This window comes from Peptostreptococcus stomatis DSM 17678 (assembly GCF_000147675.1).
In the GTDB taxonomy this organism is placed as follows: domain Bacteria; phylum Bacillota; class Clostridia; order Peptostreptococcales; family Peptostreptococcaceae; genus Peptostreptococcus; species Peptostreptococcus stomatis.
Window position 1 is genome coordinate 16,316 of the sequence record NZ_ADGQ01000002.1, and the last position, 23,606, is coordinate 39,921.

23 protein-coding genes are annotated in these 23,606 nt (G+C 39.0%); 18 read left to right on the plus strand and 5 right to left on the minus strand.

Features of this window, described 5'->3' with window-relative positions; all coding sequences use genetic code 11:
• Positions 1-5 precede the first annotated feature (5 nt).
• Positions 6-1,133: a ParM/StbA family protein gene (locus tag HMPREF0634_RS00345; RefSeq protein WP_243440488.1), complete on the minus strand. Its 1,128-nt coding sequence runs from the start codon at positions 1,131-1,133 to the stop codon at positions 6-8.
• Between the two features lie 448 nt (positions 1,134-1,581).
• On the opposite strand from HMPREF0634_RS00345, the gene HMPREF0634_RS00350 reads away from it, so the two are divergent.
• The 5 genes from HMPREF0634_RS00350 (at position 1,582) to HMPREF0634_RS00370 (ending at position 8,979) form a co-directional block, all read left to right on the plus strand.
• Complete coding sequence (locus HMPREF0634_RS00350; RefSeq protein WP_007787982.1) at positions 1,582-2,721, plus strand: Mbeg1-like protein; 1,140 nt, start codon at positions 1,582-1,584, stop codon at positions 2,719-2,721.
• A 302-nt stretch (positions 2,722-3,023) separates the two neighbouring features.
• Positions 3,024-3,746, plus strand: a complete 723-nt coding sequence (gene pyrF, locus HMPREF0634_RS00355; protein ID WP_007787970.1) for an orotidine-5'-phosphate decarboxylase — start codon at positions 3,024-3,026, stop codon at positions 3,744-3,746.
• A 69-nt stretch (positions 3,747-3,815) separates the two neighbouring features.
• Positions 3,816-4,865 (plus strand): glutamine-hydrolyzing carbamoyl-phosphate synthase small subunit, encoded by a 1,050-nt coding sequence (gene carA / locus HMPREF0634_RS00360; RefSeq protein WP_007787925.1) that lies wholly within the window; start codon positions 3,816-3,818, stop codon positions 4,863-4,865.
• Between the two features lie 13 nt (positions 4,866-4,878).
• Positions 4,879-8,094, plus strand: coding sequence for a carbamoyl-phosphate synthase large subunit (carB, locus tag HMPREF0634_RS00365; protein ID WP_007787928.1), 3,216 nt, complete (start codon positions 4,879-4,881; stop codon positions 8,092-8,094).
• 228 nt (positions 8,095-8,322) lie between these two features.
• Entirely contained in the window at positions 8,323-8,979 is a 657-nt protein-coding gene (locus tag HMPREF0634_RS00370; protein WP_040565553.1) for a hypothetical protein, read from the plus strand.
• 78 nt (positions 8,980-9,057) lie between these two features.
• Here HMPREF0634_RS00370 and cysE read toward each other — a convergent pair whose 3' ends face one another.
• Both cysE and cysK read right to left on the minus strand, forming a co-directional pair.
• Complete coding sequence (gene cysE / locus HMPREF0634_RS00375; RefSeq protein ID WP_007787916.1) at positions 9,058-9,654, minus strand: serine O-acetyltransferase; 597 nt, start codon at positions 9,652-9,654, stop codon at positions 9,058-9,060.
• A gap of 46 nt (positions 9,655-9,700) precedes the next feature.
• Positions 9,701-10,588, minus strand: a complete 888-nt coding sequence (gene cysK, locus HMPREF0634_RS00380) for a cysteine synthase A (protein WP_007787988.1) — start codon at positions 10,586-10,588, stop codon at positions 9,701-9,703.
• Positions 10,589-11,099: 511 nt separating this feature from the next.
• On the opposite strand from cysK, the gene HMPREF0634_RS00385 reads away from it, so the two are divergent.
• Entirely contained in the window at positions 11,100-11,663 is a 564-nt protein-coding gene (locus HMPREF0634_RS00385; RefSeq protein WP_007787955.1) for a hypothetical protein, read from the plus strand.
• Positions 11,664-11,675: 12 nt separating this feature from the next.
• Positions 11,676-12,146: a YbaK/EbsC family protein gene (locus HMPREF0634_RS00390; RefSeq protein WP_007787903.1), complete on the plus strand. Its 471-nt coding sequence runs from the start codon at positions 11,676-11,678 to the stop codon at positions 12,144-12,146.
• Positions 12,147-12,292: 146 nt separating this feature from the next.
• On the opposite strand, the gene HMPREF0634_RS00395 is transcribed toward HMPREF0634_RS00390, so the two are convergent.
• Positions 12,293-12,802 (minus strand): ferritin, encoded by a 510-nt coding sequence (locus HMPREF0634_RS00395; RefSeq protein ID WP_007787973.1) that lies wholly within the window; start codon positions 12,800-12,802, stop codon positions 12,293-12,295.
• 376 nt (positions 12,803-13,178) lie between these two features.
• Between HMPREF0634_RS00395 and HMPREF0634_RS00400 the strand changes: the two genes are divergently transcribed.
• The 6 genes from HMPREF0634_RS00400 (at position 13,179) to HMPREF0634_RS00425 (ending at position 18,136) form a co-directional block, all read left to right on the plus strand.
• Positions 13,179-14,600 (plus strand): radical SAM protein, encoded by a 1,422-nt coding sequence (locus HMPREF0634_RS00400; protein ID WP_007787900.1) that lies wholly within the window; start codon positions 13,179-13,181, stop codon positions 14,598-14,600.
• A 215-nt stretch (positions 14,601-14,815) separates the two neighbouring features.
• The gene (locus HMPREF0634_RS00405; RefSeq protein WP_007787919.1) at positions 14,816-15,685 is read left to right on the plus strand and encodes a class I SAM-dependent methyltransferase; all 870 of its coding nucleotides are present in this window, start codon (positions 14,816-14,818) and stop codon (positions 15,683-15,685) included.
• An 11-nt stretch (positions 15,686-15,696) separates the two neighbouring features.
• Entirely contained in the window at positions 15,697-16,377 is a 681-nt protein-coding gene (locus HMPREF0634_RS00410) for an RluA family pseudouridine synthase (RefSeq protein WP_007788009.1), read from the plus strand.
• Positions 16,378-16,386: 9 nt separating this feature from the next.
• Positions 16,387-17,097, plus strand: a complete 711-nt coding sequence (locus tag HMPREF0634_RS00415; protein WP_007788000.1) for a peptide arginase family protein — start codon at positions 16,387-16,389, stop codon at positions 17,095-17,097.
• A gap of 131 nt (positions 17,098-17,228) precedes the next feature.
• Positions 17,229-17,723, plus strand: coding sequence for an SEC-C metal-binding domain-containing protein (locus HMPREF0634_RS00420; protein WP_007788001.1), 495 nt, complete (start codon positions 17,229-17,231; stop codon positions 17,721-17,723).
• 158 nt (positions 17,724-17,881) lie between these two features.
• Positions 17,882-18,136, plus strand: coding sequence for a Veg family protein (locus HMPREF0634_RS00425; protein WP_007788004.1), 255 nt, complete (start codon positions 17,882-17,884; stop codon positions 18,134-18,136).
• Between the two features lie 231 nt (positions 18,137-18,367).
• Here the strand turns inward: HMPREF0634_RS00425 and HMPREF0634_RS00430 are convergent, their stop codons facing one another.
• Positions 18,368-19,150: a TraX family protein gene (locus HMPREF0634_RS00430; RefSeq protein WP_007787938.1), complete on the minus strand. Its 783-nt coding sequence runs from the start codon at positions 19,148-19,150 to the stop codon at positions 18,368-18,370.
• A gap of 253 nt (positions 19,151-19,403) precedes the next feature.
• Between HMPREF0634_RS00430 and ispE the strand changes: the two genes are divergently transcribed.
• From ispE to tilS, 5 genes are read left to right on the plus strand one after another with little or no spacing between them, the layout of a single operon-like run.
• The gene (gene ispE, locus HMPREF0634_RS00435) at positions 19,404-20,300 is read left to right on the plus strand and encodes a 4-(cytidine 5'-diphospho)-2-C-methyl-D-erythritol kinase (protein WP_007787905.1); all 897 of its coding nucleotides are present in this window, start codon (positions 19,404-19,406) and stop codon (positions 20,298-20,300) included.
• On the plus strand, positions 20,287-20,964 hold the full coding sequence (locus HMPREF0634_RS00440; protein ID WP_007787937.1) for a GntR family transcriptional regulator: 678 nt from the start codon (positions 20,287-20,289) through the stop codon (positions 20,962-20,964). Before ispE ends, HMPREF0634_RS00440 begins: the two co-directional genes overlap by 14 nt.
• Before the next feature lie 3 nt (positions 20,965-20,967).
• Complete coding sequence (murI, locus tag HMPREF0634_RS00445) at positions 20,968-21,780, plus strand: glutamate racemase (protein ID WP_007787941.1); 813 nt, start codon at positions 20,968-20,970, stop codon at positions 21,778-21,780.
• A 21-nt stretch (positions 21,781-21,801) separates the two neighbouring features.
• Positions 21,802-22,215 (plus strand): DUF1934 domain-containing protein, encoded by a 414-nt coding sequence (locus HMPREF0634_RS00450; protein WP_007787945.1) that lies wholly within the window; start codon positions 21,802-21,804, stop codon positions 22,213-22,215.
• Between the two features lies 1 nt (position 22,216).
• Positions 22,217-23,596 (plus strand): tRNA lysidine(34) synthetase TilS, encoded by a 1,380-nt coding sequence (gene tilS, locus HMPREF0634_RS00455; protein WP_007787991.1) that lies wholly within the window; start codon positions 22,217-22,219, stop codon positions 23,594-23,596.
• Positions 23,597-23,606: the final 10 nt, after the last annotated feature.

Consider the following 23,606-nt stretch of genomic DNA (forward strand, 5'->3'; position numbering starts at 1 on the left):
ACCTCTTATTTTTCAAGCTTTACGCCAACTTCATACAGACCCTTTGCAGTGGCCATCTGGCTGTCGTCTACCACCTTGTACTTGGCATTTAGTTTAAGGTTTAGGGCAGTTCCACCTGATACAAATATCTCCATTTCACCTAGGTTGTTCCAGGTTTCTTCGATAATTTCATTAGTATCATCTGAAGTCAATTTATAGGCTAGTTCCTTTAGTTCTGGATAGTCATCTGCTGTGTCTATTTCAGGTAAACTCTTAGTAATACCAATGTCTACAAGTCTTTTCTGAACTATTTTTAGGGCGTTTTGATTACCTGATTCAATAGTTGTACTTAGCTTGTCGTTGAACTTGAAGCCCTTGTCAAAGTAACTAAGCTCAGTAGTTCTGAAGCCTATATTTACCATACCAACTGGATTGTTTTCATTGATTCTGTTGCCCATTGCATAGATAAGAGCAGAGTCTGCCTCCCTAAATATATTTACATTTTCTATTTTTATAGTCTTAACACTGTTGTTTATCTTGTTCTTTACAACTATTGTAGAGTCCCTATATTCTTTTTCAACTTCTTTAAGAGTGGACTTTTTGAAGATCTTGTATGGGACGCCCAGGATAAGGCTGACACTGTCAGATACTGCAATCTCGCTTAGGGCAGCACTTATAAGGATTCTTACAACTGGTGAAACCTTGCTATCACCAGCATTCCTAATGCATTTCATACTTTCTTTTTCAGATAGGTCTCCTACAAAATATTCGTTACCATCCAGCTCTATATAGATTGGGTTTTTCTTGTAGTCTTCTAGAGATATGTTTCTACCATCCCCATATACGCTCTTGAAAAGGCATGAATATTCCTTGTCATTATATAGGGAATAACCCTTTACGTAGCCTCTACCTATGTCTAATCCTATTATTTGTGTGTCCATTTTTTCTTCCTCCCTCTTTTTCTTTTTAGTGGTAGCTGTTTTAAGCCCTTCACTTACTGATTCATCTTTTTTATTTTCTTCATATTCATCTTCTACTGGCTTTCCTGTGGATTTTTCTATATTTTTATTTGAAAAATTCCCTTCTAAAGCCGGATTTTTGTTATCAAGGTTGCTTGTAGCTATATTTTTGTCTTGAATTTCTTTTTTAGTCATAATCCTATAACTCCTTTACCTCATAATTATAACATATTAGTTCCTAAATAGCTACACTTTTATATAAATATACATAAATAGTTCCTTAAAAAGTACTATTTATGTAGCTAAAAGTGTATATTTAGTTCCTAATATGTAACTAATTTAATCTATTATAAAAATACAGTTCCTATTTAGGTACTAATATGGTAATTATAGAGGCTGTTTTTGAAGATAAAATTAAAAGCAGAAATTAGGGAAAAAACAGGAAGAATATCCAATACATTATTAATATACTAGTTTTAATAAATTTATAATGTATACGAATTTTAAAAAGGTATTTAGGTATGGGGAGTAGAAAAATATAGGTATAAAGAATCATGAGATAGATTGAGGAATAGGCCTAAGAGATGAAGTGGGGTCTTACTTATATGGGAATATATCAACTAATGTGTGGAGGACGGTAAAGATGAATAATATAATGGACTATTTAGACTGGAGAGGGGATATAAGCTTTGACCAAGATGGAATAAATGAAGTAGATAATCTAATCTTTTCTATGGTATCATATCTGAATTTTGATATGCTGAGAGGGGCTAATAGCCTAGAGGAGGCCTCTAAAGCCTATGCTGAGTCTAAAAAAAGAGGGACAGGCAAGGAGACAAGAGATTTTATAAAGAAGATAGAAAAGCTTTTAAATAGGCTTGGTCAGGTAGAAAGGTATAGGTCGGTAAGAATATCAGACTACATATACAAGTATGACCATGACAATGAAAGTCAATTTTGTGCCATGACCTTTGCTTTTGGAAACTGGATATATGTAGCCTATAGGGGGACTGATGACAGTTTAGTAGGTTTTAAGGAAGATTTTAATATGTGTTTCTCCGCCCCTGTAATGGCCCAGAAGGATGCTGTGACCTACCTAAGGCATATCCTGGATAAATACAAGGATCAGGAGGTCTATACAGGTGGACATTCTAAGGGAGGTAATCTAGCGGTCTATGCCCATGTAGGTATAGAAGAAGCATACAGAAAGAGGGTTGTTCAAATATATAATAATGATGGTCCGGGTTTTACCGAAGAAATACTAAAGACTCCTGAATATAAGGAAACTGCCAAGAAAGTAGTAAAACTTCTACCCCAGGGATCTGTAGTTGGCATACTCATGGATGATGAAGAAGAGTACTTCATAGTAAATGCCAGGGGTGATAATGGTATAATCCAGCATGATGGCCTTAACTGGGATGTTAAAGGTAGAAAGTTTGTTAAGAAAGACAAGTTCACAGACCAGTCTACCTATATCAACCGTACCCTGAAGATATGGCTTGCCAGTCTTGACAGGGATGAAAGGGGTAAATTTGTAGACGAATTCTATGACCTGATAGTGAAATCAACAGATGCAAACATGTTGGGCGATATATCTGGTAAGGAGGTCCAGGCAGCCCTGGCTATGATTAAGAATCTAAGAAGTATGGATGAAGAAAACAGGGAAATACTGGCATCAGCAATGAAGAAACTCCTAAAAAGTAATTCGAAGTCTATAGGTAAGATTTCAGTGAGGAAGAGGTTCAAGAAAAAGGCAGAAGAAATCATGAAAATAAACAAGTAACACCATTGCTGTAAAAGACAGTCAAACTCAAAAAAATCTTGTAATAGACCCCTATTTATGGTAAGATAATCTGTAAGGTGCAAGAGAGGTCGTACAGAGATGCGACTGCACTAAAAAATAGATTAAGTCTTTTAAGCTGGTCCAGAGAGACTGGTAAGGATAGGACCTGAGAGGTCTAAAATAGAGGATTGTGTTAAACAATCCTAGCTTATGGAGCGTATTTTATCCTTATACCCTTGTATCTCAACTGGGTGTAAGGATTTTTTTGTACCTAAAAGCCTTAATCAGACAGGAGAGAATGTATGATAAGTGGAAAGAGTAAGTTGATGGTGGCAATAGACACCGACAACTATGAAAAGGCAGTAGAACTAATTGACAAACTGGATAATAGTGTAGAGATTTTTAAGCTGGGACTAGAAAACTATATAGCATCTAGGGGGAAGACTCTGGACTACCTAAAATCTAAGGGTAAGAGGGTATTTTTGGACTTGAAATTCCATGATATACCTAATACCATGATGTCGGCTGTAAGGGCCTGTATCAAGGATGGTGTCTGGCTGATGACAATTCATGTATCAGACTACGAAGGAATGAAGATGTGTGCAGATATAGCCAAGGAAGAAGCGGCTAGGCTGGGCATAGAAAAACCCTTAATTGTGGGTGTAACAGTATTGACATCTATGAGTGATGAAGACCTGGCAAGTGTGGGTTGTAACCTATCTACCAGGGAGGCAGCAATAAAGAGGGCCAAGCTGGCCAAGGAGGCAGGCCTAGACGGTGTTGTATGCTCAGCCCAGGAGGTAGAAGATATAGTAGCAGCCTGTGGTGATGACTTCGTGACAGTGTGTCCAGGCATCAGGCCAAAGTCTGCTGAAGTTGGCGACCAAAAGAGGGTTGTAACACCTAGCCAGGCTATAAAAAACGGGGCCAAGCTCCTGGTAGTAGGCAGACCTATAACTAGGGCAGAAGACCCGGCAAAGGCGGCAGACCTTATAGTTGAAGAGATAGAAAAGGCATTAGTATAAATCTTGACCAGGTACTATGGCCAATTAGGGTGGTAGGAGTACCTAGTCTCATTAAAAGGAGAGCATCAAATGAAGGGAAGATTAATTTTAGAAGACGGAACGATTTTTGAAGGCAAGGCCTTTGGTTATATTGAAGATAGCGTTGGAGAAGTAGTATTCAACACTTCTATGACAGGCTACCAGGAAATACTTACTGACCCATCATACTATGGTCAGATAGTAACTATTACATATCCCCTGGTAGGTAACTATGGTATAAACCTGGAAGACAAGGAGTCAGACGGGGTGATGGTAAGTGGCTTTATAGTTAGGGAAAAGAGTGATATGCCATCAAACTTCAGGTGTGAGATGGATATAGACACCTACCTAAAGCAGAGCAAGGTAATAGGCCTAGAAGGTATAGATACAAGGGCCCTTACAAAGATTCTAAGAAATAAGGGAACAATGAGGGGGGTAATAACTACTGAACATACTAAGCTATCTGATGTTAAGTCAAGGATAGAGTCTTTTGACAATAGTCAGGCTGTCAGGATGGTAGGTAGGAAGGCCGTAGAACATATAGAAGGGCCAGGTAAGAGGGTGGCCATAATGGACTTCGGTGTGAAGGAAAATATAATTAGAAACTTTGCAGGAAGAGGCTGTGATATTACAATCTTCCCAGCAGAGACTGGCTATGAAGAAGTTCTGGCTATAGATCCAGACCTTATATTCCTCTCAAACGGGCCTGGAGACCCTGCAGACCTTGAAGATATAGTTGAAAATGTTAGACAGATGATAGGCAAGAAGCCAATAGTTGGCATATGCCTAGGCCATCAGATTCTAGCAATTGCCCTTGGTGGTAAGACCGGTAAGCTAAAGTTTGGCCACAGGGGAGGAAACCACCCGGTTAAGGACTTTGAAGAAAATAAGATATTTATCACATCTCAAAATCACGGCTACTATGTAACTGAGGTTCCTCAGGATATGACGGTTACCCAGGTCAACCTAAATGACAATACTGTTGAGGGTATGAGGCACAATACACTTCCAATTTATAGTGTCCAGTACCATCCAGAGGCTTGTCCGGGACCACTTGATAGTGAGTATGTATTTGATAAATTTTTAGAGATAGCAGAGTAGGGAGGAGTTAAAGATGCCTAAAATAGAGAGTATAAAGAAAACATTAGTATTGGGTTCAGGTCCAATTATCATAGGCCAGGCTGCAGAATTTGACTATTCTGGAACACAGGCTTGTCAGGCCCTAAAGGAAGAAGGGATAGAGGTAGTTCTAATAAACTCAAACCCAGCTACTATAATGACTGACCAGGAAATAGCTGACCATATATATATAGAGCCTTTGACTCTAGACTTTATAGAAAAAATAATTGAAAAGGAAAGACCAGACAGTCTTTTGGCAGGTATGGGTGGTCAGACAGGCCTAAACCTGGCAGTAGACCTATATGAAGCAGGTATCCTGGACAAGTACGGGGTAAAGATAATCGGTACATCTGTTGAATCTATCAAGAAGGGTGAAGATAGGGATACCTTTAGAGAGGTAATGAGGGAAATAGGCCAGCCGGTAATAGAGAGTGACATAGTTACAACCCTAGAAGAGGGTCTAGCCTATGCAAATAGAATCGGCTATCCAGTAGTTGTTAGGCCGGCCTATACACTTGGAGGTACAGGTGGTGGTATAGCAGAGACAGAGGAAGAATTGAGAGAAACCCTGACTCATGGTCTAGAGCTAAGCCCGGTAACTCAGTGCTTGTTAGAAAAGTCTATCAAGGGTTGGAAGGAAATAGAATACGAGGTGATGAGGGACTCTAATGGTAACTGTATTACAGTTTGTAATATGGAAAACATAGACCCAGTAGGTGTACATACAGGAGACTCAATAGTTGTAGCACCTAGCCAGACCCTATCTAACCTAGAATATCAGATGCTAAGGACAGCATCACTAGATATAATAGATGCCATAGGAGTTGAGGGTGGTTGTAATGTCCAGTTGGCCCTAAATCCTAAGAGTCTGGAATATGCAATTATAGAAATAAACCCAAGAGTATCTAGGTCGTCAGCCCTAGCATCTAAGGCTACAGGTTATCCAATAGCCAAGGTTGCAGCCAAGATAGCCCTAGGATACACACTAGATGAAATAGAAAATGCAGTAACTAAGAAGACAAATGCCTGCTTTGAGCCTACCCTAGACTATGTGGTAGTTAAGATACCTAAGTGGCCATTTGACAAGTTTAAGCATGCCAACAGAAAGCTTGGAACTAAGATGATGGCTACCGGTGAAATAATGAGTATAGGTTCAAACTTTGAATCAGCCTTTCTAAAGGGAATCAGGTCCCTAGAAACAGGCAAGTTCTCACTAGTTCACAAGGCATCAGAGGGCAAGACTCTAGCCCAGCTAAAGGAAAGTATAGTAGTTCCAGATGATGAGAGAATATTCGACCTGGCTGAGATGATCAGGAGGGGCTACAAGCTAGAGATGATATCTACTATTACAGGTGTGGATGAATGGTTCCTAAACAAGTTCAAGTGGATAGTAGACCAGGAAGAAAAGTTAAGAGTCATGAAGATTGAAGACCTTAACAAGGAATACCTTCTAGAACTAAAGAAGAAGGGCTTCTCTGACAAGGGTATGGCAGACCTTATGAAGATAGACACAGAAGACCTGGTAGAGTTGAGAAAGCTATATAAGATCAGGCCTTCTTACAAGATGGTTGATACTTGTGCAGGTGAATTTGATGCCGTATCACCTTATTACTACTCAACTTATGAAGAGTATGATGAAGTAGAAATCAGCGACAAGAGAAAGGTCATCGTTCTAGGTTCAGGGCCTATAAGGATAGGCCAGGGTATAGAGTTTGACTATTGTTCAGTACATGCTGTAATGGCACTCAGGAAGTTGGGAATAGAGACTATAATCATCAACAACAACCCAGAAACAGTAAGTACAGACTTTGATACATCTGACAAGCTATACTTTGAACCATTGACAGAAGAAGACGTATACCACATCATAGAAAAGGAAAAGCCAGAGGGAGTAATCCTACAGTTTGGTGGCCAGACAGCTATAAAGCTAGCTAAATTCCTTAGTGAAAAGGGTGTAAAGATCCTGGGAACAGACTTCAAGGATATAGATGCAGCAGAAGATAGGGAAAAGTTCGAAGACCTATTAGAAAGCTTGAATATAAATAGACCTAAGGGTAAGGGTGTATGGTCAGTGGCTGAAGGTGTAGAGGTTGCTACACAGCTTGGTTATCCAGTCCTAGTTAGACCATCATATGTCCTAGGAGGCCAGGGTATGGAGATAACTTATGATGAAGTAAGGTTGACTCAGTACCTAGAAGACGCCTTTGATAGGGACCCTATGAACCCTGTCTTGATAGACAAGTACTTGACTGGTAGGGAGATAGAGGTTGATGCTATCTGCGATGGTAAGGATATACTGATACCAGGTATTATGGAGCACTTGGAGAGGGCAGGAGTCCACTCTGGAGACTCTATAACAATGTATCCTAGCCAGGGTATATCAGACAAGATAAAGGACAAGATATATGAATATACAAAGATGATGGCCCTTAACTTGAATGTAGTAGGTATGGTAAACATTCAGTTTATAGAATACAAGGATGAGCTTTATATTATAGAGGTAAACCCAAGAGCCAGCCGTACAGTACCATATATCTCAAAGGTAAGTGGTGTACCAATTATAGACCTGGCTACTAAGTGTATGATAGGCTATGACCTAAAAGACCTAGGCTTCGGCACAGGAGTCTACAAGACACCTTCACACGTATGCGTAAAGGTACCTGTATTCTCTATGTCAAAGTTATCTAAGGTAGAGGTAAGCCTAGGACCAGAAATGAAGTCTACAGGTGAAGTATTGGGTGTAGGAGAGACTCTTGAAGAGGCCCTATACAAAGGCTTCTTGGCATCAGGCCAGAGGGTATCTGAAGAAAAGAAGAAGGTCCTAGCCACTGTTAACAACAACGACAAGGCAGAGTTCATAGAATTGGCTAAGGACATGCAGGATATAGGTTATACATTTGTAGCCACTCAGGGAACTGCCAAGTCCCTAGATGAAGCAGGTGTTAAGTGTGAGGTAGTAAACAGGGTAGAAGAGCCTAGACCAAACATACTTGATGTAATCAGAAACAAGGAAGTTGATATGGTTATCAATACACCAACAAAGGGTAACGACTCTACTAGAGACGGTTTCAAGATGAGGAGAACTGCCATAGAGTTCCAGACAGAGATAATGACTTCTCTAGATACATTAAAGGCTATGGTAGCAGTAAATAGAAGGCATATAGATTCACAGGACAAGAGGGTATATAGCCTGAGAGAAATCAATAAATAAGACCCTTACTGCCCTCATTGCGGTCAAAGAATATAGTTTTTTGAATTTTGGAGACCATAAAGCTAACTAGCTTTATGGTCTTTTTTTATAGGCTTTTCATATTCCTGCCAGGGTAGATTTATAAAAAGGTGCTTGAAATTAGCTATCACTTCATATATCATATAGTTATAGCTTTAAATATTTAAATTTGTATAGATATATATTTTCTACATTAGGAGGTGGATGTAAATGAAATCAAGAAATAAGGTAATATTCCCTCTTCTAGTTGTACTAATAACTATATCGTCTTCTTTTTACGCTTATAGTAATACTCATATAAGCCAAGAGGACGAAAGAAAGATCAGGGAAACCAGTGAAAGTTTTATAAAGACTGATTTTTCTAGCCTGAGAGGTAGCAACGATTTTTCAACTCTTGGAAATGATAAATTCAAGGAATACTTGAGAGTCAGAAATGATATCAAGAGGGCCTATGCTGAGCTTATAAGGTCAGACTCTCAAACCGAGAAGCTAGATTATAAGTTTAAATTTATAGAGATTTCTAGGGTAGGAAAGTATGTCAAGGTAGATCTAGATACAAGTGAAATAGGATTAGACCCTATAGAGGTTTCATATGCTGGTAAGAAGGTGAGTACTAAGAGTGGTAGGACTAACCATTCTATCATTTATCTTGCAAAGATAGGAGACCAGTACAAGGTTATTTCTGCCAGGATGGATACGGAAGCCGACCTTATTGATGATGAATTTAATGCCAATAAAGAATTAGGTTTTGAAGATGGTTTTGCCGATAATGATGGCTTGACTAGTAAAAATCTAAAGAAGATGTTGAAGGCTATGGAAGAACGTAAAGGAAGACTCTTGGACTATTATAAGAAAAAGGGAATATAAATAAAAAAGGCGTAACACTCATTTTTTGGGAGAGTGCACGCCTTTTTGCTTTATGATCTTATTAACTCTAAATATATACTAAATGAAGTACATAGAACCTTCAGCAGCCAACCTTTCGTTTAGGTTGATCACCTTTGAACTAGTATTCTTTATCTTTACAATCTTGCCGGGTATACCTACGACTGTAGCCCCGTTTGGTATATCGTGTAGGACTACGCTATTGGCACCGACCTTGACCTCGTTTCCAAGTGTCACAGGACCTAATACCTTGGCTCCTGAGCCTATTATAACGTCATTACCTACTGTAGGGTGCCTTTTGCCTGTGTGGTTGCCTGTGCCCCCTAGAGTGACTCCCTGATAGATTGTAACCCTATTACCTACCTCTGCAGTTTCTCCGATTACAACACCCATACCATGGTCTATCATGATACTATGGCCTATAGTGGCTCCTGGGTGGATTTCTATACCAGTTAGGAACCTAAATATCTGGGATACCAGCCTGGCTAGGAATTTTAAGCCCATATTGCTAAGGGCATGGGATATGCTGTGGCCTATTAGGGCATGGACAGATGGATATATGATAAATACCATCAGTCTATTCAAAAATTTTATCTTACCCCTGCTGGATGCAGGGTCATTAGCTATAATATAATCAATGTTCTTTATAAATTTCATCTACATCACCATCTCAATCTCAAACAAAATACTCGGCGACATCCGATTAAAATATACCCATTGACATATACTTATCTGCGCCATCTGGAGCAACTGTAACGATCTTCTTATTTGGGAACCTTTCAGCCAACCTCTTGGCAGCAGCTATATTAGCTCCGGCAGATATACCTAGTAGAATACCCTCATCATTGGCTACTTGTCTTACCATTTCATAGGCCTCGTCATCAGAAATTAAGATTAGATCATCTACAATATCAGCAAAGTAGTTCTTTGGTATAAAGTTCGCACCAATTCCCTGAATCTTATGTGGTCCAGCCTGGCCCTTTGTAATAATTGGAGAGGCTTCTGGCTCGATACCATAAACCTTAACATTAGGATTCTGGTCCTTTAGGTAAGACCCTATACCTGAAAGTGTACCACCAGTACCTATACCAGCCACAAATATATCCACATCCTTTAATTCGGTGTATATTTCTGGTCCAGTTGTCTTGTAGTGGTAGTCAGGATTGTCCCTGTTGTCGAACTGGCCTAGAGACTTGTAATCACCAGTGGCTAGTAGCTCGTTCATCTTGTCTATGGTTCCCTGCATGCCCTTGGCTGCCTCAGTCAAAATAAGCTCAGCCCCATAGGCCTTAATCATGCTTCTTCTTTCGACGCTCATGGATTCAGGCATTATTATAGTTACCTGGTAGCCCCTGCTCTTACCAATCATGGCAGTAGCTATACCAGTATTTCCACTAGTTGCTTCAACGATTCTATCACCAGCCTTCAATAGGCCCTTTTCTTCGGCACCTAGTATCATACCTAGGACTGCACGGTCCTTAATAGATCCTCCTGGATTCTTGTTCTCCAATTTTACAAATATGTTTTTGTCTATTTTTTCCAAATTTATAAGTGGTGTATTTCCTATTAATTCTATTACGTTCTTTTTCATCTTTATTTCTCCTTATCTTATCTGTTGTTGAGGTAACTAGGCTATGGGGCCTGAGTATTCCTGTGAAATTATAGCGGAATATACCTATATTTTTCATTGCACAGGTATATTTCTGTTACTCTTAGCGATTACAAGAACAGCAACAACAGCAAGAGATGCCTCCAAATGCAGTGAATATGAAATTTTTAGTTTGTAAATTTTTCATTTGAACATCTCCTTTACCTTTTGGTAATCAATAAATAGAAATTTAATTGATAGAACCCTTTTTTGATTTTTCTTTTTAGAAACTTGCCTTTAATCCCTTTGAAATATAAGGAAGTAAGTTTGAAAATTTAATTCCGATTAATTTACTAGGGATTAATAAATATTGTATACCAATAGCTTGGCTTTGTCCATACCTAAAGGGAAAAAAGAAATTAATAAAATATTCGAAAAATTCCCCCTATCACTAGAAATTAATTTGACTATGGAGTATAATATTTTTTAAAATACGAGAAAAGAGGTGTTGTTTATGGGATATATACCAAATTATGACCAAGCCTTGGAAATTTTGAAAAAGTACAACAAGGAAGACTTTCATATACATCATGGCAAGACAGTAGCTGGTGTTATGAGGTACTTTGCAAACAAGTTTGATCCAGATAGGGCAGACTTTTGGGAAGTAGTTGGACTCCTGCACGATTTGGACTTTGAGTTGTATCCAGAAGAACATTGTGTCAAGCAGGTAGACCTAATGAAGGCAGAGGGGCTTGACCAGTCTATTATCGATTCAACTATTAGCCATGGATATGGTCTGACAGGATCTACAGTCAAGCCAGAAAAAGAGATGGAGAAGATATTATTTGCTACTGATGAGCTTACAGGTATTGTTGGGGCAGCTGCCTTGATGAGGCCTTCCAAGAGTGTGTCAGATATGGAGTTAAAGTCCCTAAAGAAAAAGTTCAAGGACAAGAAGTTTGCGGCTGGATGTTCTAGGGATGTGATAAGGCAGGGGGCTGAGGACCTTGGTTGGGAATTGGACCACTTGTTAAATGAAACTCTTGAGGCTATGAAGTGGCTTGAAGAAAATAAATAGGGGGGAGTACTTATGTCAATAGAAAAGGTGAGAGAGTATTTTGATCAGTTTGGTATGAAGGATAGGGTCCTGGAGTTTGATAGGTCTAGTGAGACTGTTGAACTGGCTGCCCAGACTGTCGGTTGTGAGCCAAAGCAGATAACCAAGACCATGTCTTTTTTGGTTGGGGATGACCCAATTTTGATATGCCTGGCAGGTGATGCCAAAATAGCCAATGCCAAGTATAAGAAACAGTTTGGAATGAAGGCCAAGATGATTTCTTTTGATGATGTGGAAGACCTTATAGGCCACCAGGTCGGGGGAGTATGTCCCTTTGCCATCAAGGAGGGGGTCAAGGTCTACCTGGATGAGTCCCTAAAGAGGTTTGAAACTGTCTATCCGGCTGCAGGTAGCGGTAACTCTGCCATAGAGCTAACTATACCGGAGCTGGAGAAGTATTCCAATTATACAGAATGGATAGATATAGCCAAGGATTGGGAATAATCCCATTAAGTAAAAATTTGAAGAAGTAGAAAAATTATATATGACCATATAAAAAGGGCGACCGCATCCAAATGGATGTAGGGTCGCCCTTTTCTGTGTCTTTATAGACCTGCCATGGGTACTGGCAGGATATTTTAATATATTTTCTAGGCATTTGTAGGTGGTATATAAACCCTAGTTGCCAATTCGTCATCAATCATAAATAGGTTAGTCTCGTTGTCGCCTGCTCTCTTGATCTTCTTAACTAGGTTAGTGAAGTTTTCTTCTTCTTCAACCTGTTCGTCAACAAACCATCTCAAGAAACTCATAGTAGCGTGTTCCTTTTCTTCAAGGGCTATATTGGCTATTTCATATATTCTCCTAGTGACCTCCTGTTCGTGCTTTAGGCCTTCTTCAAAGATTTCTAGCAGGCCCTTGTATTCTTCCCTAGGCCTATCTATAGCCCCTAGGGTAACCCTACCACCCTTCTGGAAGACATAGTCATACATCTTTCTTGCATGGTCTAGCTCTTCCTGGGCCTGGATTTTGAAGAAGTTTGCTGCTCCTGAAAAATCCAAGTCTTCAGCATAGGCAGCCATGGCCAGGTATGTGTAGGCTGAATAAAATTCAAAATTAATTTGCTCGTTTATTGCTTTTTCTAAAGTCTTACTTAACATTAAGACACCCCTTTCTCGCTTTAAGCGTATCATTATATATATTTTATACCAAAAAGACAGATATGATAAGGGTTATTTTATGTATTATTATGAGATTATCCAAGATATATATAAACTTCTAGATTATTTGAAAAAGCTTACGAAAATAAAGTATAATAAAACATTTTTAAAGTTATTGGGAGTTAATACCAAAATACTATAAGGTTTAAAGGGGGTGGTTTATAAAAAAGTTTAATAAAGGTGGTTTTTTGGAAAACAAATCGATTTGACTATTGGAAGTAATAGTACTAGTATGTAAGTATATAGATAAAATATACACCTTTATATAAAGTATATAAAGATTTAGTAGTGGATTTATGAAAAGAGGTGTCACATTATGGGAATTGCGCACAGTTTAGAAAGAGCAGTAGCCAGCAAGGGGATTGAAGCAGTTATAAAGAGCTTGAAGTCCAAGAATAATGATGAAAAGGAAAAAGCAATGCTAAATCTTGTGGATATCTATCAAAAATTTGCTGGAAGTATGTTCGAAGAGTCTACCTACGATACGGTTAGGGAGATGATTAGGGACAAGGATGGAAAGTGGATTAATTATGCTTATGGTCTTTTAGATAGGGTTGATACAAATGTATTGAAGATGACAGCCCTAAACTTAGGCTTCACTTCTTCCTATTACGGCAAAAAAATCATAAATGAAAAAAGGCTTGAACATGGATGTAACGTGCCATGGTTGATTCTGATGGATCCTACTAGTGCCTGTAATTTAAAGTGCAAGGGATGTTGGGCAGCTGAGTATGGTCATAACCAAAGTCTAAGCTTTGAAGAGTTAGACGATATTATTGAACAGGGCAAAAAGCTAGGTATATATTTTTATATGTATACAGGCGGAGAGCCTTTGATGAGAAAGAAAGACTTGATTAGACTTTGTGATAAACACAGAGACTGCTATTTCTTGGCCTTTACAAATGGTACACTTATTGATGATGACTTTGCCAATGAGGTTGCTAGGGTAGGTAATTTTTCAGTAGCCTTGAGTATAGAAGGCTTTGAAGAGACTAACGATGCCAGGAGAGGTAAGGGGATATATCAGTCTACCTTGAAGGCCATGGATATAATGAAGGCCCATGGACTGGTATATGGCACATCTATCTGTTATACTAGTCAAAATTTGGAAACTGTAGTATCTGATGAATTCATGGACTTGTTAATTGACAAGGGTGTGATGTATAGTTGGTTCTTTAACTACATGCCAGTTGGAAATGATGCGGTTCCTGAATTGATACCTAGTCCTGAACAGAGAGAATATATATATCACAGGATTAGAGAAATCAGAGCTAAAGATGGTGGAAAGCCGATTATGTTAATAGACTTCCAGAATGATGGTGAATTTATTGGTGGATGTATAGCTGGTGGTAGAAACTATCTACATATAAATTCTGCCGGAGATGTAGAGCCTTGTGTATTTATACACTATTCAAATGCAAATATAAGAGAAAAGTCTTTATTAGAATGTTTGAAACAACCTATATTTATGGAATACAGGGCTGGACAACCTTTTAATGATAACCATCTAAGACCATGTCCAATGTTGGAAAATCCAGAGTTGTTGAGAGAAATGGTAAAGAGGTCTGGAGCTCATTCGACTGACCTGATATCACCAGAGACTGTGGAGCATTTGACTGATAAGTGCAGGCCTTATGCTGATTCATGGAAGCCTACAGCAGATAGGCTATGGTCTGAAAGTTTAGATAAAAAAATGAAGGCCAATAAAAATATATCAGACCACAAGCAGGTGATATAAACACATATATTAGATATAAAAGTCAGAAATATATCAGAAATATAGATGTATTTTAATATATAATCTGTATTTCATAACCTTATATATAGAACTGCCGGTTTCATAAGAGGCCGGCAGTTCTTCTTTTTAGCCTATCATTATTGCTATTATCCACCATAGTCTGTATAATATGAGTAGTGTAATTGTTGAAATTTAGAAGTTTTAAAGGAGAAAATATGTTATTACTTGCAGACAAGTGGAAAGAATATGAATTAATAGATTTAGGTGGTGGAGAAAAGCTGGAACGTTGGGGAGATTATGTCCTAAGAAGGCCAGATCCCCAGGTAATCTGGCCTGTAGAAAGAGAGTGGTCCCTATGGAAGAATCCGCATGGCCACTACCACAGGAGCAATAGGGGTGGTGGTAGCTGGGAGGTTAAGAAAAAATACCCAGACCAGTGGACTATCAACTACGGGCCACTAAAGTTTAAAATCAAGCCAACAGGCTTCAAGCATACAGGCCTATTTCCTGAGCAGGCAGCCAATTGGGATTGGATGATAGACAAGATAAGGACTGCCAAGAGACCTATAAAGGTCCTAAACTTATTTGCCTATACTGGTGGGGCATCTGTGGCCTGTGCCTATGCTGGTGCAGAGGTATGCCATGTAGATGCTGCCAAGGGTATGGTAAACTGGGCCAAGGAAAATATAGACCTATCTGGCTTAAAGGACAGGACAGTCAGGTTTATAGTAGATGATGTGGTTAAGTTTGTGGAGAGAGAAATCAGGCGTGGCAACAAGTATGATGCCATTATAATGGACCCACCTTCTTATGGCAGGGGCCCTAAGGGAGAAGTTTGGAAGATAGAGGACAAGTTGTTTGAATTTGTGAGTTTGTGTATGCAGGTCTTATCAGACAAACCCCTTTTCTTTTTGATTAACTCATATACTACGGGCTTTTCACCAATTGTTCTGGAAAATGTATTAGAAACAACTATTGGCAAGAAGGCCAAGGGTGGAAAGATATATGCCGGTGAAGTCGGCATACCAGCATCTAGAAACGGTATGGTCCTACCTTGTGGTATATTTGGCAGATGGGAAAGATAGGAAGCGATAAGATGGATTTAAAGGTGATATATGAGGACAACCATCTCTTGGTGGTGGAGAAGCCCGTAAATGTCCTTTCACAGGCGGATAATACTCAAGATATAGATATGGTGTCTATGTGTAAGGTCTATGTAAAGGAAAAGTACAAGAAGCCGGGTAACGTCTATATAGGCCTGGTCCACAGGCTAGATAGACCAGTCGGAGGGGTTATGGTTTTTGCAAAAACTTCAAAGGCGGCATCAAGGCTGTCAGACCAAGTAAGGACTAGGACTATGAAGAAGACCTACAGGACAGTGGTTGTGGGCAAGTGTCAAAAAGCTGGGGATTGTGTGGATTACTTGTACAAGAATACAAAAACCAATATGGTAAAGATTGTTGATAAGTCCAACAAGGATGGTAAGATGGCCAGCCTATCCTATAAGAAGTTGGGGGAAACCTATTCTGATAAGGACAAGCTAGATTATTCCCTTCTTGAGGTAGACCTGCATACAGGCAGGCCCCACCAGATCAGGGTCCAGTTTTCTAGCCGTAATCACCCCCTTTATGGGGACCAGAGGTATTCTAAGTTCTCTAAGGTTGGCCAGCAGATAGCCCTTTGGTCAGCCAGGATAGAGTTGGTCCATCCGACAACCAAGGAAGTAATGGCCTTTGAAGCTAAGATGCCAAATGCCTACCCCTGGAATATCTTTTAGGAGGCCAGTATGATTGATTACGGTGGTTTTTATATAGACAGGCCAGTAGGCAATAATGCCTTCTCCTATCAAGAGAGGGCCAAGAAGAGAATATATGTACCTAAATTGATAGATGCCAGGATAGACCAGGTAGAGCTTGGTGGACCGGCAGCCTTTATAGAGGTTGAAGACGGACAGGAGAAGGAGTGTCTTGGTATGAAAAATATCTACCACCTGGTGGATAGGGAGATTACTGAAATGGGCAAGGAAGTCTACCTCTTTGACAACCACAACCATGCCTTTTTCTTTTGGTGTCAGGCCCTAAAGAGGGGCCTTATGGAGAGGGGGCAGGTCCTCCTGCATGTGGACCAGCACAAGGATACCAGGATACCTCCAGACTATGATGTGGATATAGGGGACTTGGAGGACGTGAAAAGGTACACCAATGAGGTCTTAAATGTGGGGTCCTTTATCAAACCAGCCCTACACCATGGTATATTTTCAGACCTTATGATAGTTGACTCAACCTACTCTATGGATATGGAATACCCAGAGTCTTATGTCTTGGATATAGACCTGGATTTTTTCTCTAGGGATATGGATTATATAGATTACGACCTAAAAATAGGTAGGATCAAGGAATATATAGAGGGGGCAAGCCTAATTACAATAGCAACTAGCCCCTACTTTATCGAGCAGGAGAGGGCCCTAAAGGCACTTAGGGACCTATTTGACTTATAAGGCAGATTATACCCTAAGGCAGAAGCCACCTACTCTAGGCCTTCTATTATGTGAGTCTAGAAAAAAGGTGGATATTATGTTATCATTAGGGGTGTAACTATAAAATAATGTGAAACAATATGGAGGTAATTATGTTATTTCAAGAATGGAAGAATATTAGTGAAAATCAGGCAAGTGAAGAGGCCGAAGTAAAGTTCTGGGAAGAGTTTTTAAGGGCTGAAACTTATATATACAATGATATATTAAACAACAAGACTCAGCTTGTAGCTGGAAAGGTATCAGACCTTGCAGAAAAATACAATACTAGCCCTGAGTACTTTATGGGATTTTTAGATGGTATAAATGAAAGTATAGAAATGACCCAGGATTTGGAAAAGATAGAACTGGATACTCAAATCAATATTAAGATAGACTGGGAAAAACTATATTACAACATGGTAAATGTTGAAGCCCACTGGCTATATGGCCTAAAGGGTTGGGAAGATATTCTGACAGAAAAGGTCAGAAAGCAGATAAAGAAAGACCACAACAGGTCAAAGATGGTTATCAAGGATGATAAGGTAGGAAGAAATGACCTATGTCCATGTGGTAGTGGTAAGAAGTACAAGAAGTGTTGTGGAAAGTAGTATAGAGGCTTATTAGATAAAAAACACAAAAAAACATAAAAAAAATAGAAAATAAATTGACAAAAACATTTTCATGATGTAGAATATACTGTTATACCTTGACTCGAACCTTAAAATATGCTATAATGAGGCATAGACTGAAAGGATAGGTGATACTTTTGGCAACAACAGCTACATTAGACAATATCAGGCATACTCTTGAGAAGTATGTGGGCAGGAAAATTTTGCTAAAGGCAAACAAGGGAAGAAAGCAGATAGTCACAAAGCAGGGTATACTGGAAACTCTATATCCAAGTGTATTTGTAATCAAAGTAGGTCATGGAGATGAAGGCTTTGAGAGGGTGGCATATAGCTACTCTGATTTATTGACTGAAACAGTCAAGATAAAAGTGTTTAAAAATAAGGCAAGTTAGAAGATAAGAGATTGGGTAAAGTTACACAATCTCTTTTTTATTTGAAGGCACAAGACCCTATCCTAAAACTTATCATATTTTTTCGACCAAGAGGACCCTATTCTAGGTGAGAAAAAATATACCGACCTCCCAGCTTAGGTTTAAATATCTAAGCTGGGAGGTCGGTACTTTTATGTGTAAGTTTTATACGAGCGTACTTATCCTTATAGGGGAAAATTGAAAGTTCTTATACTACTTAAAAAAATAACTTATAATAGCAATTATCCATAAGTGGGCCGGATAGAAAACATAGAAGAAATATTTTGTAAACTTGCTATTTTTACCACGCTGGCCATTATAAAGGTATAGGAAGGGCAATACAGAAATAAAGAACCAGTCAGAGTTGAATAAAATCATTTCTATATTAGTTCTTGGATTATCATAAATAAAGGCTCCATTTAGGTACAAGACTGCAAGAAGGATTGTAGCGATGGTATAAACCACATTTCTTTTTTTAGGAGAATTCCTAAATATATAGGTAATAAGCATAAAAGGAATTAGAATTAAACCACCTTCTGATAACATAATTCCTATAAGTAAAACGATAGCACCCAATACAACTCGTAAAAATTTTAGTGGTAGGCCTTCTTGACTAGTAGCCTTCTTAATTGGTCGACTTATTATATTTAGAAGTAAAACACCTAGGGCCAGAGTTAAAAATATATTATTGTTGACATGGATATCCTTGCTCTTTAGTAGAAATTCTATAAGGAAATTTCCAAGCTGCATAAATGTTGCCCAGACAAATAGCCTTATATTGTACTTGGTTTGGTTTCTAGTGTGTAGAAAGCCTTCCACCGCATTAAATGCGAACCAAGCACCTACACATCGTGTCATGACATGAAAGATTCCTTCCCATAGGGGTGGAACCAAGCCAGGTATATGTGGTAAATGATCCAGGACCATAAGCGATGCCATAAATAACTTAATTTGAAACGCATTTGCTTTATATCCTTTTATATTTTCTTGATACATGTTCGTAACCTCCTTTGTTCTTATGTGTCCAGTATAGTTGATAGCCTAAAAAATAGAAATTGAAAAATATTACAGAAGGTGACAATTTTGCAATCTTTATCCAAACTAAAGATTTAAATTTGTAAAGCATATCCCAAAAAGTAATATTTTATGCTAGCTTTATATGATATAATAAGTAAAGCGAAATAATGCATATTGAATACAATAAGACAAGTATAAAAAATAGTAGGCCATGCCTATTAGGAGTGATGATATGGACAGTATTAGACTGAGGGCTATGGGTAAGATAAACCTATCCATAGATATAAGGGGTATATTAGATGATGGTTACCATGATGTTGAAATGGTAATGCAGTCTGTGAACTTAGCAGACAAGCTGCTGATTAGGAAGTCTAGTGGGAATTTCTCTATGAAGTGTTCCAACTCAGATGTACCGGTTGGCAAGAAAAATATAATATACAAGACTTGGATGCTGATGAAAAATAAATATAAGATAGATGGTGGAATAGAGGTCTTTCTAGAAAAGAATATTCCTATTGCTGCTGGTATGGCAGGAGGAAGTGCCAATTCAGCAGCTGTCTTTGTGGGTATAAACAGGTTGTTTGAGCTGGGGCTAAGTGATGAGGACCTGATAGACCTGTCCAAGGAATTGGGGTCCGATATAGCCTTTTGTGTTAAGGGGGGAACCTATTTGGCTACAGGTAGGGGGACTGATTTGAAAAAGTTAGATGACCTGGACCTTGACTTGGATGTCTTGGTGTGTAGGCCAAATATTTTTGTATCCACCAAGAAGGTCTACAAAAAGTTTGATAGTTTGTATGAAAGAAATATAGAAATAGATAGGCCTGACAATGAAAAGTTGATTGAGGCAATTAAAAATAAGAATATGGATCTTTTGGTGTCCAGTATGTCTAATGTACTGGAACCAGTAACAAAAGAGTGGTGTTCAGATATAGGAAGTATAGAGAAAATAATGCTTGAGGAAGGTGCAGAAAAGGCTATGATGAGTGGTAGTGGACCGACAGTATTTGGTTTTTTTAAGGACAAAAAAAAGGCCAAGAAGTGTGCGAATATCTTGAGAAAGCAATATTTACAGACCCACTTAACATCTATGTCCAGCAAGGGGGTAGAGATATATGGGAATAAATAAATTGAACCTGGATGACTATAAACCTCTAAGAGAGGTTGTTTTTGAAAATATAAGGAAGGCTATTATAGAGGGTGTCCTAAAGCCAGGAGAAAGACTCATGGAAATCCAGTTGTCTGAACAGTTGGGTGTCAGCAGGACCCCTGTCAGAGAGGCCATAAGGATGTTAGAATTAGAAGGCTTGGTGGTCATGCTTCCAAGGAAGGGGGCCTATGTAGCCAATATTAGTAAAAAGGACCTTATGGATATCCTAGAAGTAAGGGTGGGTCTAGAGGGTCTGGCGGCATATTGTGCTACAGACAGGATGACCAAGGACCATATAAAGAAGTTGGAAACAATCTCTCAAGAGTTGGAAGAGGCCGTCTACAAGAATGATGTAGGGACCATGCTAGCCAAGGATGAGGAATTCCATACCCTTATATTTGAGGCGACTGGTAACAAGAGGCTCATTAGCATGATGATCAACATATGGGAGACTGTCTACAGGTTTAGGCTCATGTACATGTCCGACTATAGTTCGGCTGTGAATATAGTGGATGAGCATAAGAAGATAATTGAAGCTTTTAAGAAAGGAAAGGCTAATCTTGCAGAGAAGCTAGCCAAGGAACATATAGAGCTAGCCCAGCAATTTATGATAGAAAAGCTAATGCAGGATGACAGGGTGTAGTTTATGGATAATAGGGCAATAGGAGTGTTTGACTCTGGTTTAGGGGGTCTGACAGTCCTTAAGGAAATAAATAAATACTTGCCAAATGAAGATACTATATACTTTGGTGATACAGCCAGGGTTCCGTACGGGTCTAGGTCTAAGGAGACTATAATAAAGTATACCTTCCAGGCCATAAACTTTTTGGCAAGTCAAAATGTAAAGGCTATTGTAATTGCATGTAATACTGCATCTGCAAGGGCCTTGCTAGAAGCAAGAGAAGAATACGATATACCGATTATGGGTGTTATAGAGGCAGGGGCAAGAACTGCCGTATATTCAACCAGAAACAAGGTTGTAGGTGTGATAGGAACAACTGCTACAGTCAGGTCTAAGGCCTACAACAAGGCTATAAAAGCAAAGGATTCTGGCATAAGGGTTATAGGTAAGGCTTGTCCAATATTTGTACCCCTGGTTGAGGAGGGTTGGTCCAACAAGGAAATATCCACTATGGCAGCCCATATGTACCTGGATTCTTTAGTGGAAAAGGGTATAGACTCCCTGGTATTGGGCTGTACCCATTACCCGATCCTAAAGAGGACTATTGGAGAGGTGGTAGGCAAGGATGTAAAATTGATAAATCCAGCCAAGGAAACTGCCCTGGACTTAAAGGATGTCCTAGAGAAGAGGGATATGATGAACGATTCAGACCAGAAGGGGTCTTGTAAGTACTTCGTATCCGATATAAATGAACAATTCTCAAAGGTGGCATCTGAATTTTTAAAGAAAAAGATAAAGAATGAGAATTTAGAAAAGGTAGAGATACACAAGTACTAGCGGATGGAATGAGGTGAAAATATGAAGGTAAAACTCAAGATAAAGACATCCCAATATTTAGACGGAAGTGACTTTCAGACCATAGAATCTTATTACAAGGGTGAGCAGATAGAAAAGAATGGCAATATTTACATAACCTTTTCAGAATTTGACACATCAAAGGAGAGGTCCAGTACCATAAAGATATCTGATGAGGAGGTCCTCCTACTTAAGTCTGGAGATATTACGACCAGGATGAAGTTCAGGGAAGATAGGGACTTCAGGTCCAAGTACAGGACTCCATATGGTGTATTTGATATGAACCTACATACTTATAAGATATCCAAGAGGATATCAGACAAGGAACTCAAGTTGAATTTGGACTATAAGATATCCATAAGTGGGCTCATGAATGCCAACAACAGGTTGGAGATGAAGGTAGTTCCGGAGGTGTAGTATGGTATATGATAGGATGAAACAAACTGTACTAGACCATCAACTAATTGAAGATGGTGACGGCATAGTAGTAGGCCTGTCTGGTGGCCCAGATTCGGTCTGCCTATTGCATACCCTGTATAGGTTGTCAAAAGAGAAGGATATAAAGATTTATGCAGTCCACCTAAATCATATGATAAGGGGGCTGGATGCCTTTTTAGACTCCCTCTATGTGATGAAGCTATGTCAGAGTCTATATATTCCTTGCTTTATAAGGACCATTGATGTACCAAAGTACTGTCAGGAAAATAAGTTGGGCCTGGAAGATGGGGCAAGAAAGTTGAGATACCAGGTATTTTCTGAGGTAAGAGACAGGCTTGGTGCCAAGAAGATAGCCATAGGTCACAATAAGAATGACCAGGCAGAAACTATACTTATGAGGATAATGAGGGGGACAGGCCTTCAGGGTTTGAGGGGTATAGAATACAAGAGAAAAGACGGGGTTATTAGGCCTATTCTAGATATCGACAGGGAATCTATAGAGGCATATTGTATGGAACACAAGCTCTTGCCTAGGATAGATTCCAGCAACCTGGAGCCTATATACTCAAGAAACAAGATAAGGCTAAAGATTTTGCCTTATATGAAATCTGAATTTAACGACAATATAGTGGAAAGCATAGTCAGGATGGGTGACAGCCTAAGGGTTGACAGTGACTATATAAACTTCCAGGTGGATAAGATAGCTGAATATGCGGTAAAGACCTACAAGGACGGGTCTTATATATTTGTCGATTATATAAAGGATACCCATCCAGCAATCAAGACTAGGATAGTAATTATGGCCATTAGGAGTCTCCTTGGAAATGTGACTTCCATAGAAAAAAAGCACATAGATGAAGTACTAGAATTGATGCCGGGAGAGAAGCGCTACAAAAAGTTAGACCTGCCAAGAGGCCTACATGCCTACAGGTTTGCCGATTACATCCTCATAAGTCAAAAGGAAATCAGGATAGAAGATGTTGAATACGACTACAAGATAAACCCTGGTACTTCTCAATACATAGAGGAGATCGATAAAACTTTGAGGACAAGGTTGATAAGTCAAAACGATTTTGATAGGAGTAACTTTAAGAGTGGTAAACAATACATTGATTTTGACAAAATAAAGGGTCATATTAGATTGAGAAATCGTCGTCAAGGTGATAAAATAAAATTGTTAGGTGGAACTAAGAAGGTTAAAGACCTGTTTATAGGCCTTAAGGTGCCTAGGGAGGAAAGGTCTTTTGTACCATTTGTAGTGAACAATGATACTGTTGTGTCTATATATGGCTATAGGATAAATGTGGACTACAAGGTAGACGATGATACAAAGAGGATTTTAGAGATATCAATCGACTAAGATGTCGATT

Excerpts from the sequence above, each read along its gene's own strand:
- HMPREF0634_RS00345 (WP_243440488.1), bottom strand. The coding sequence starts at position 1,133 with ATGACTAAAAAAGAAATTCAAGACAAAAATATAGCTACAAGCAACCTT.
- HMPREF0634_RS00350 (WP_007787982.1), top strand. The coding sequence starts at position 1,582 with ATGAATAATATAATGGACTATTTAGACTGGAGAGGGGATATAAGCTTT.
- pyrF (WP_007787970.1), top strand. The coding sequence starts at position 3,024 with ATGATAAGTGGAAAGAGTAAGTTGATGGTGGCAATAGACACCGACAAC.
- carA (WP_007787925.1), top strand. The coding sequence starts at position 3,816 with ATGAAGGGAAGATTAATTTTAGAAGACGGAACGATTTTTGAAGGCAAG.
- carB (WP_007787928.1), top strand. The coding sequence starts at position 4,879 with ATGCCTAAAATAGAGAGTATAAAGAAAACATTAGTATTGGGTTCAGGT.
- HMPREF0634_RS00370 (WP_040565553.1), top strand. The coding sequence starts at position 8,323 with ATGAAATCAAGAAATAAGGTAATATTCCCTCTTCTAGTTGTACTAATA.
- cysE (WP_007787916.1), bottom strand. The coding sequence starts at position 9,654 with ATGAAATTTATAAAGAACATTGATTATATTATAGCTAATGACCCTGCA.
- cysK (WP_007787988.1), bottom strand. The coding sequence starts at position 10,588 with ATGAAAAAGAACGTAATAGAATTAATAGGAAATACACCACTTATAAAT.
- HMPREF0634_RS00385 (WP_007787955.1), top strand. The coding sequence starts at position 11,100 with ATGGGATATATACCAAATTATGACCAAGCCTTGGAAATTTTGAAAAAG.
- HMPREF0634_RS00390 (WP_007787903.1), top strand. The coding sequence starts at position 11,676 with ATGTCAATAGAAAAGGTGAGAGAGTATTTTGATCAGTTTGGTATGAAG.
- HMPREF0634_RS00395 (WP_007787973.1), bottom strand. The coding sequence starts at position 12,802 with ATGTTAAGTAAGACTTTAGAAAAAGCAATAAACGAGCAAATTAATTTT.
- HMPREF0634_RS00400 (WP_007787900.1), top strand. The coding sequence starts at position 13,179 with ATGGGAATTGCGCACAGTTTAGAAAGAGCAGTAGCCAGCAAGGGGATT.
- HMPREF0634_RS00405 (WP_007787919.1), top strand. The coding sequence starts at position 14,816 with ATGTTATTACTTGCAGACAAGTGGAAAGAATATGAATTAATAGATTTA.
- HMPREF0634_RS00410 (WP_007788009.1), top strand. The coding sequence starts at position 15,697 with ATGGATTTAAAGGTGATATATGAGGACAACCATCTCTTGGTGGTGGAG.
- HMPREF0634_RS00415 (WP_007788000.1), top strand. The coding sequence starts at position 16,387 with ATGATTGATTACGGTGGTTTTTATATAGACAGGCCAGTAGGCAATAAT.
- HMPREF0634_RS00420 (WP_007788001.1), top strand. The coding sequence starts at position 17,229 with ATGTTATTTCAAGAATGGAAGAATATTAGTGAAAATCAGGCAAGTGAA.
- HMPREF0634_RS00430 (WP_007787938.1), bottom strand. The coding sequence starts at position 19,150 with ATGTATCAAGAAAATATAAAAGGATATAAAGCAAATGCGTTTCAAATT.
- ispE (WP_007787905.1), top strand. The coding sequence starts at position 19,404 with ATGGACAGTATTAGACTGAGGGCTATGGGTAAGATAAACCTATCCATA.
- HMPREF0634_RS00440 (WP_007787937.1), top strand. The coding sequence starts at position 20,287 with ATGGGAATAAATAAATTGAACCTGGATGACTATAAACCTCTAAGAGAG.
- murI (WP_007787941.1), top strand. The coding sequence starts at position 20,968 with ATGGATAATAGGGCAATAGGAGTGTTTGACTCTGGTTTAGGGGGTCTG.
- HMPREF0634_RS00450 (WP_007787945.1), top strand. The coding sequence starts at position 21,802 with ATGAAGGTAAAACTCAAGATAAAGACATCCCAATATTTAGACGGAAGT.
- tilS (WP_007787991.1), top strand. The coding sequence starts at position 22,217 with ATGGTATATGATAGGATGAAACAAACTGTACTAGACCATCAACTAATT.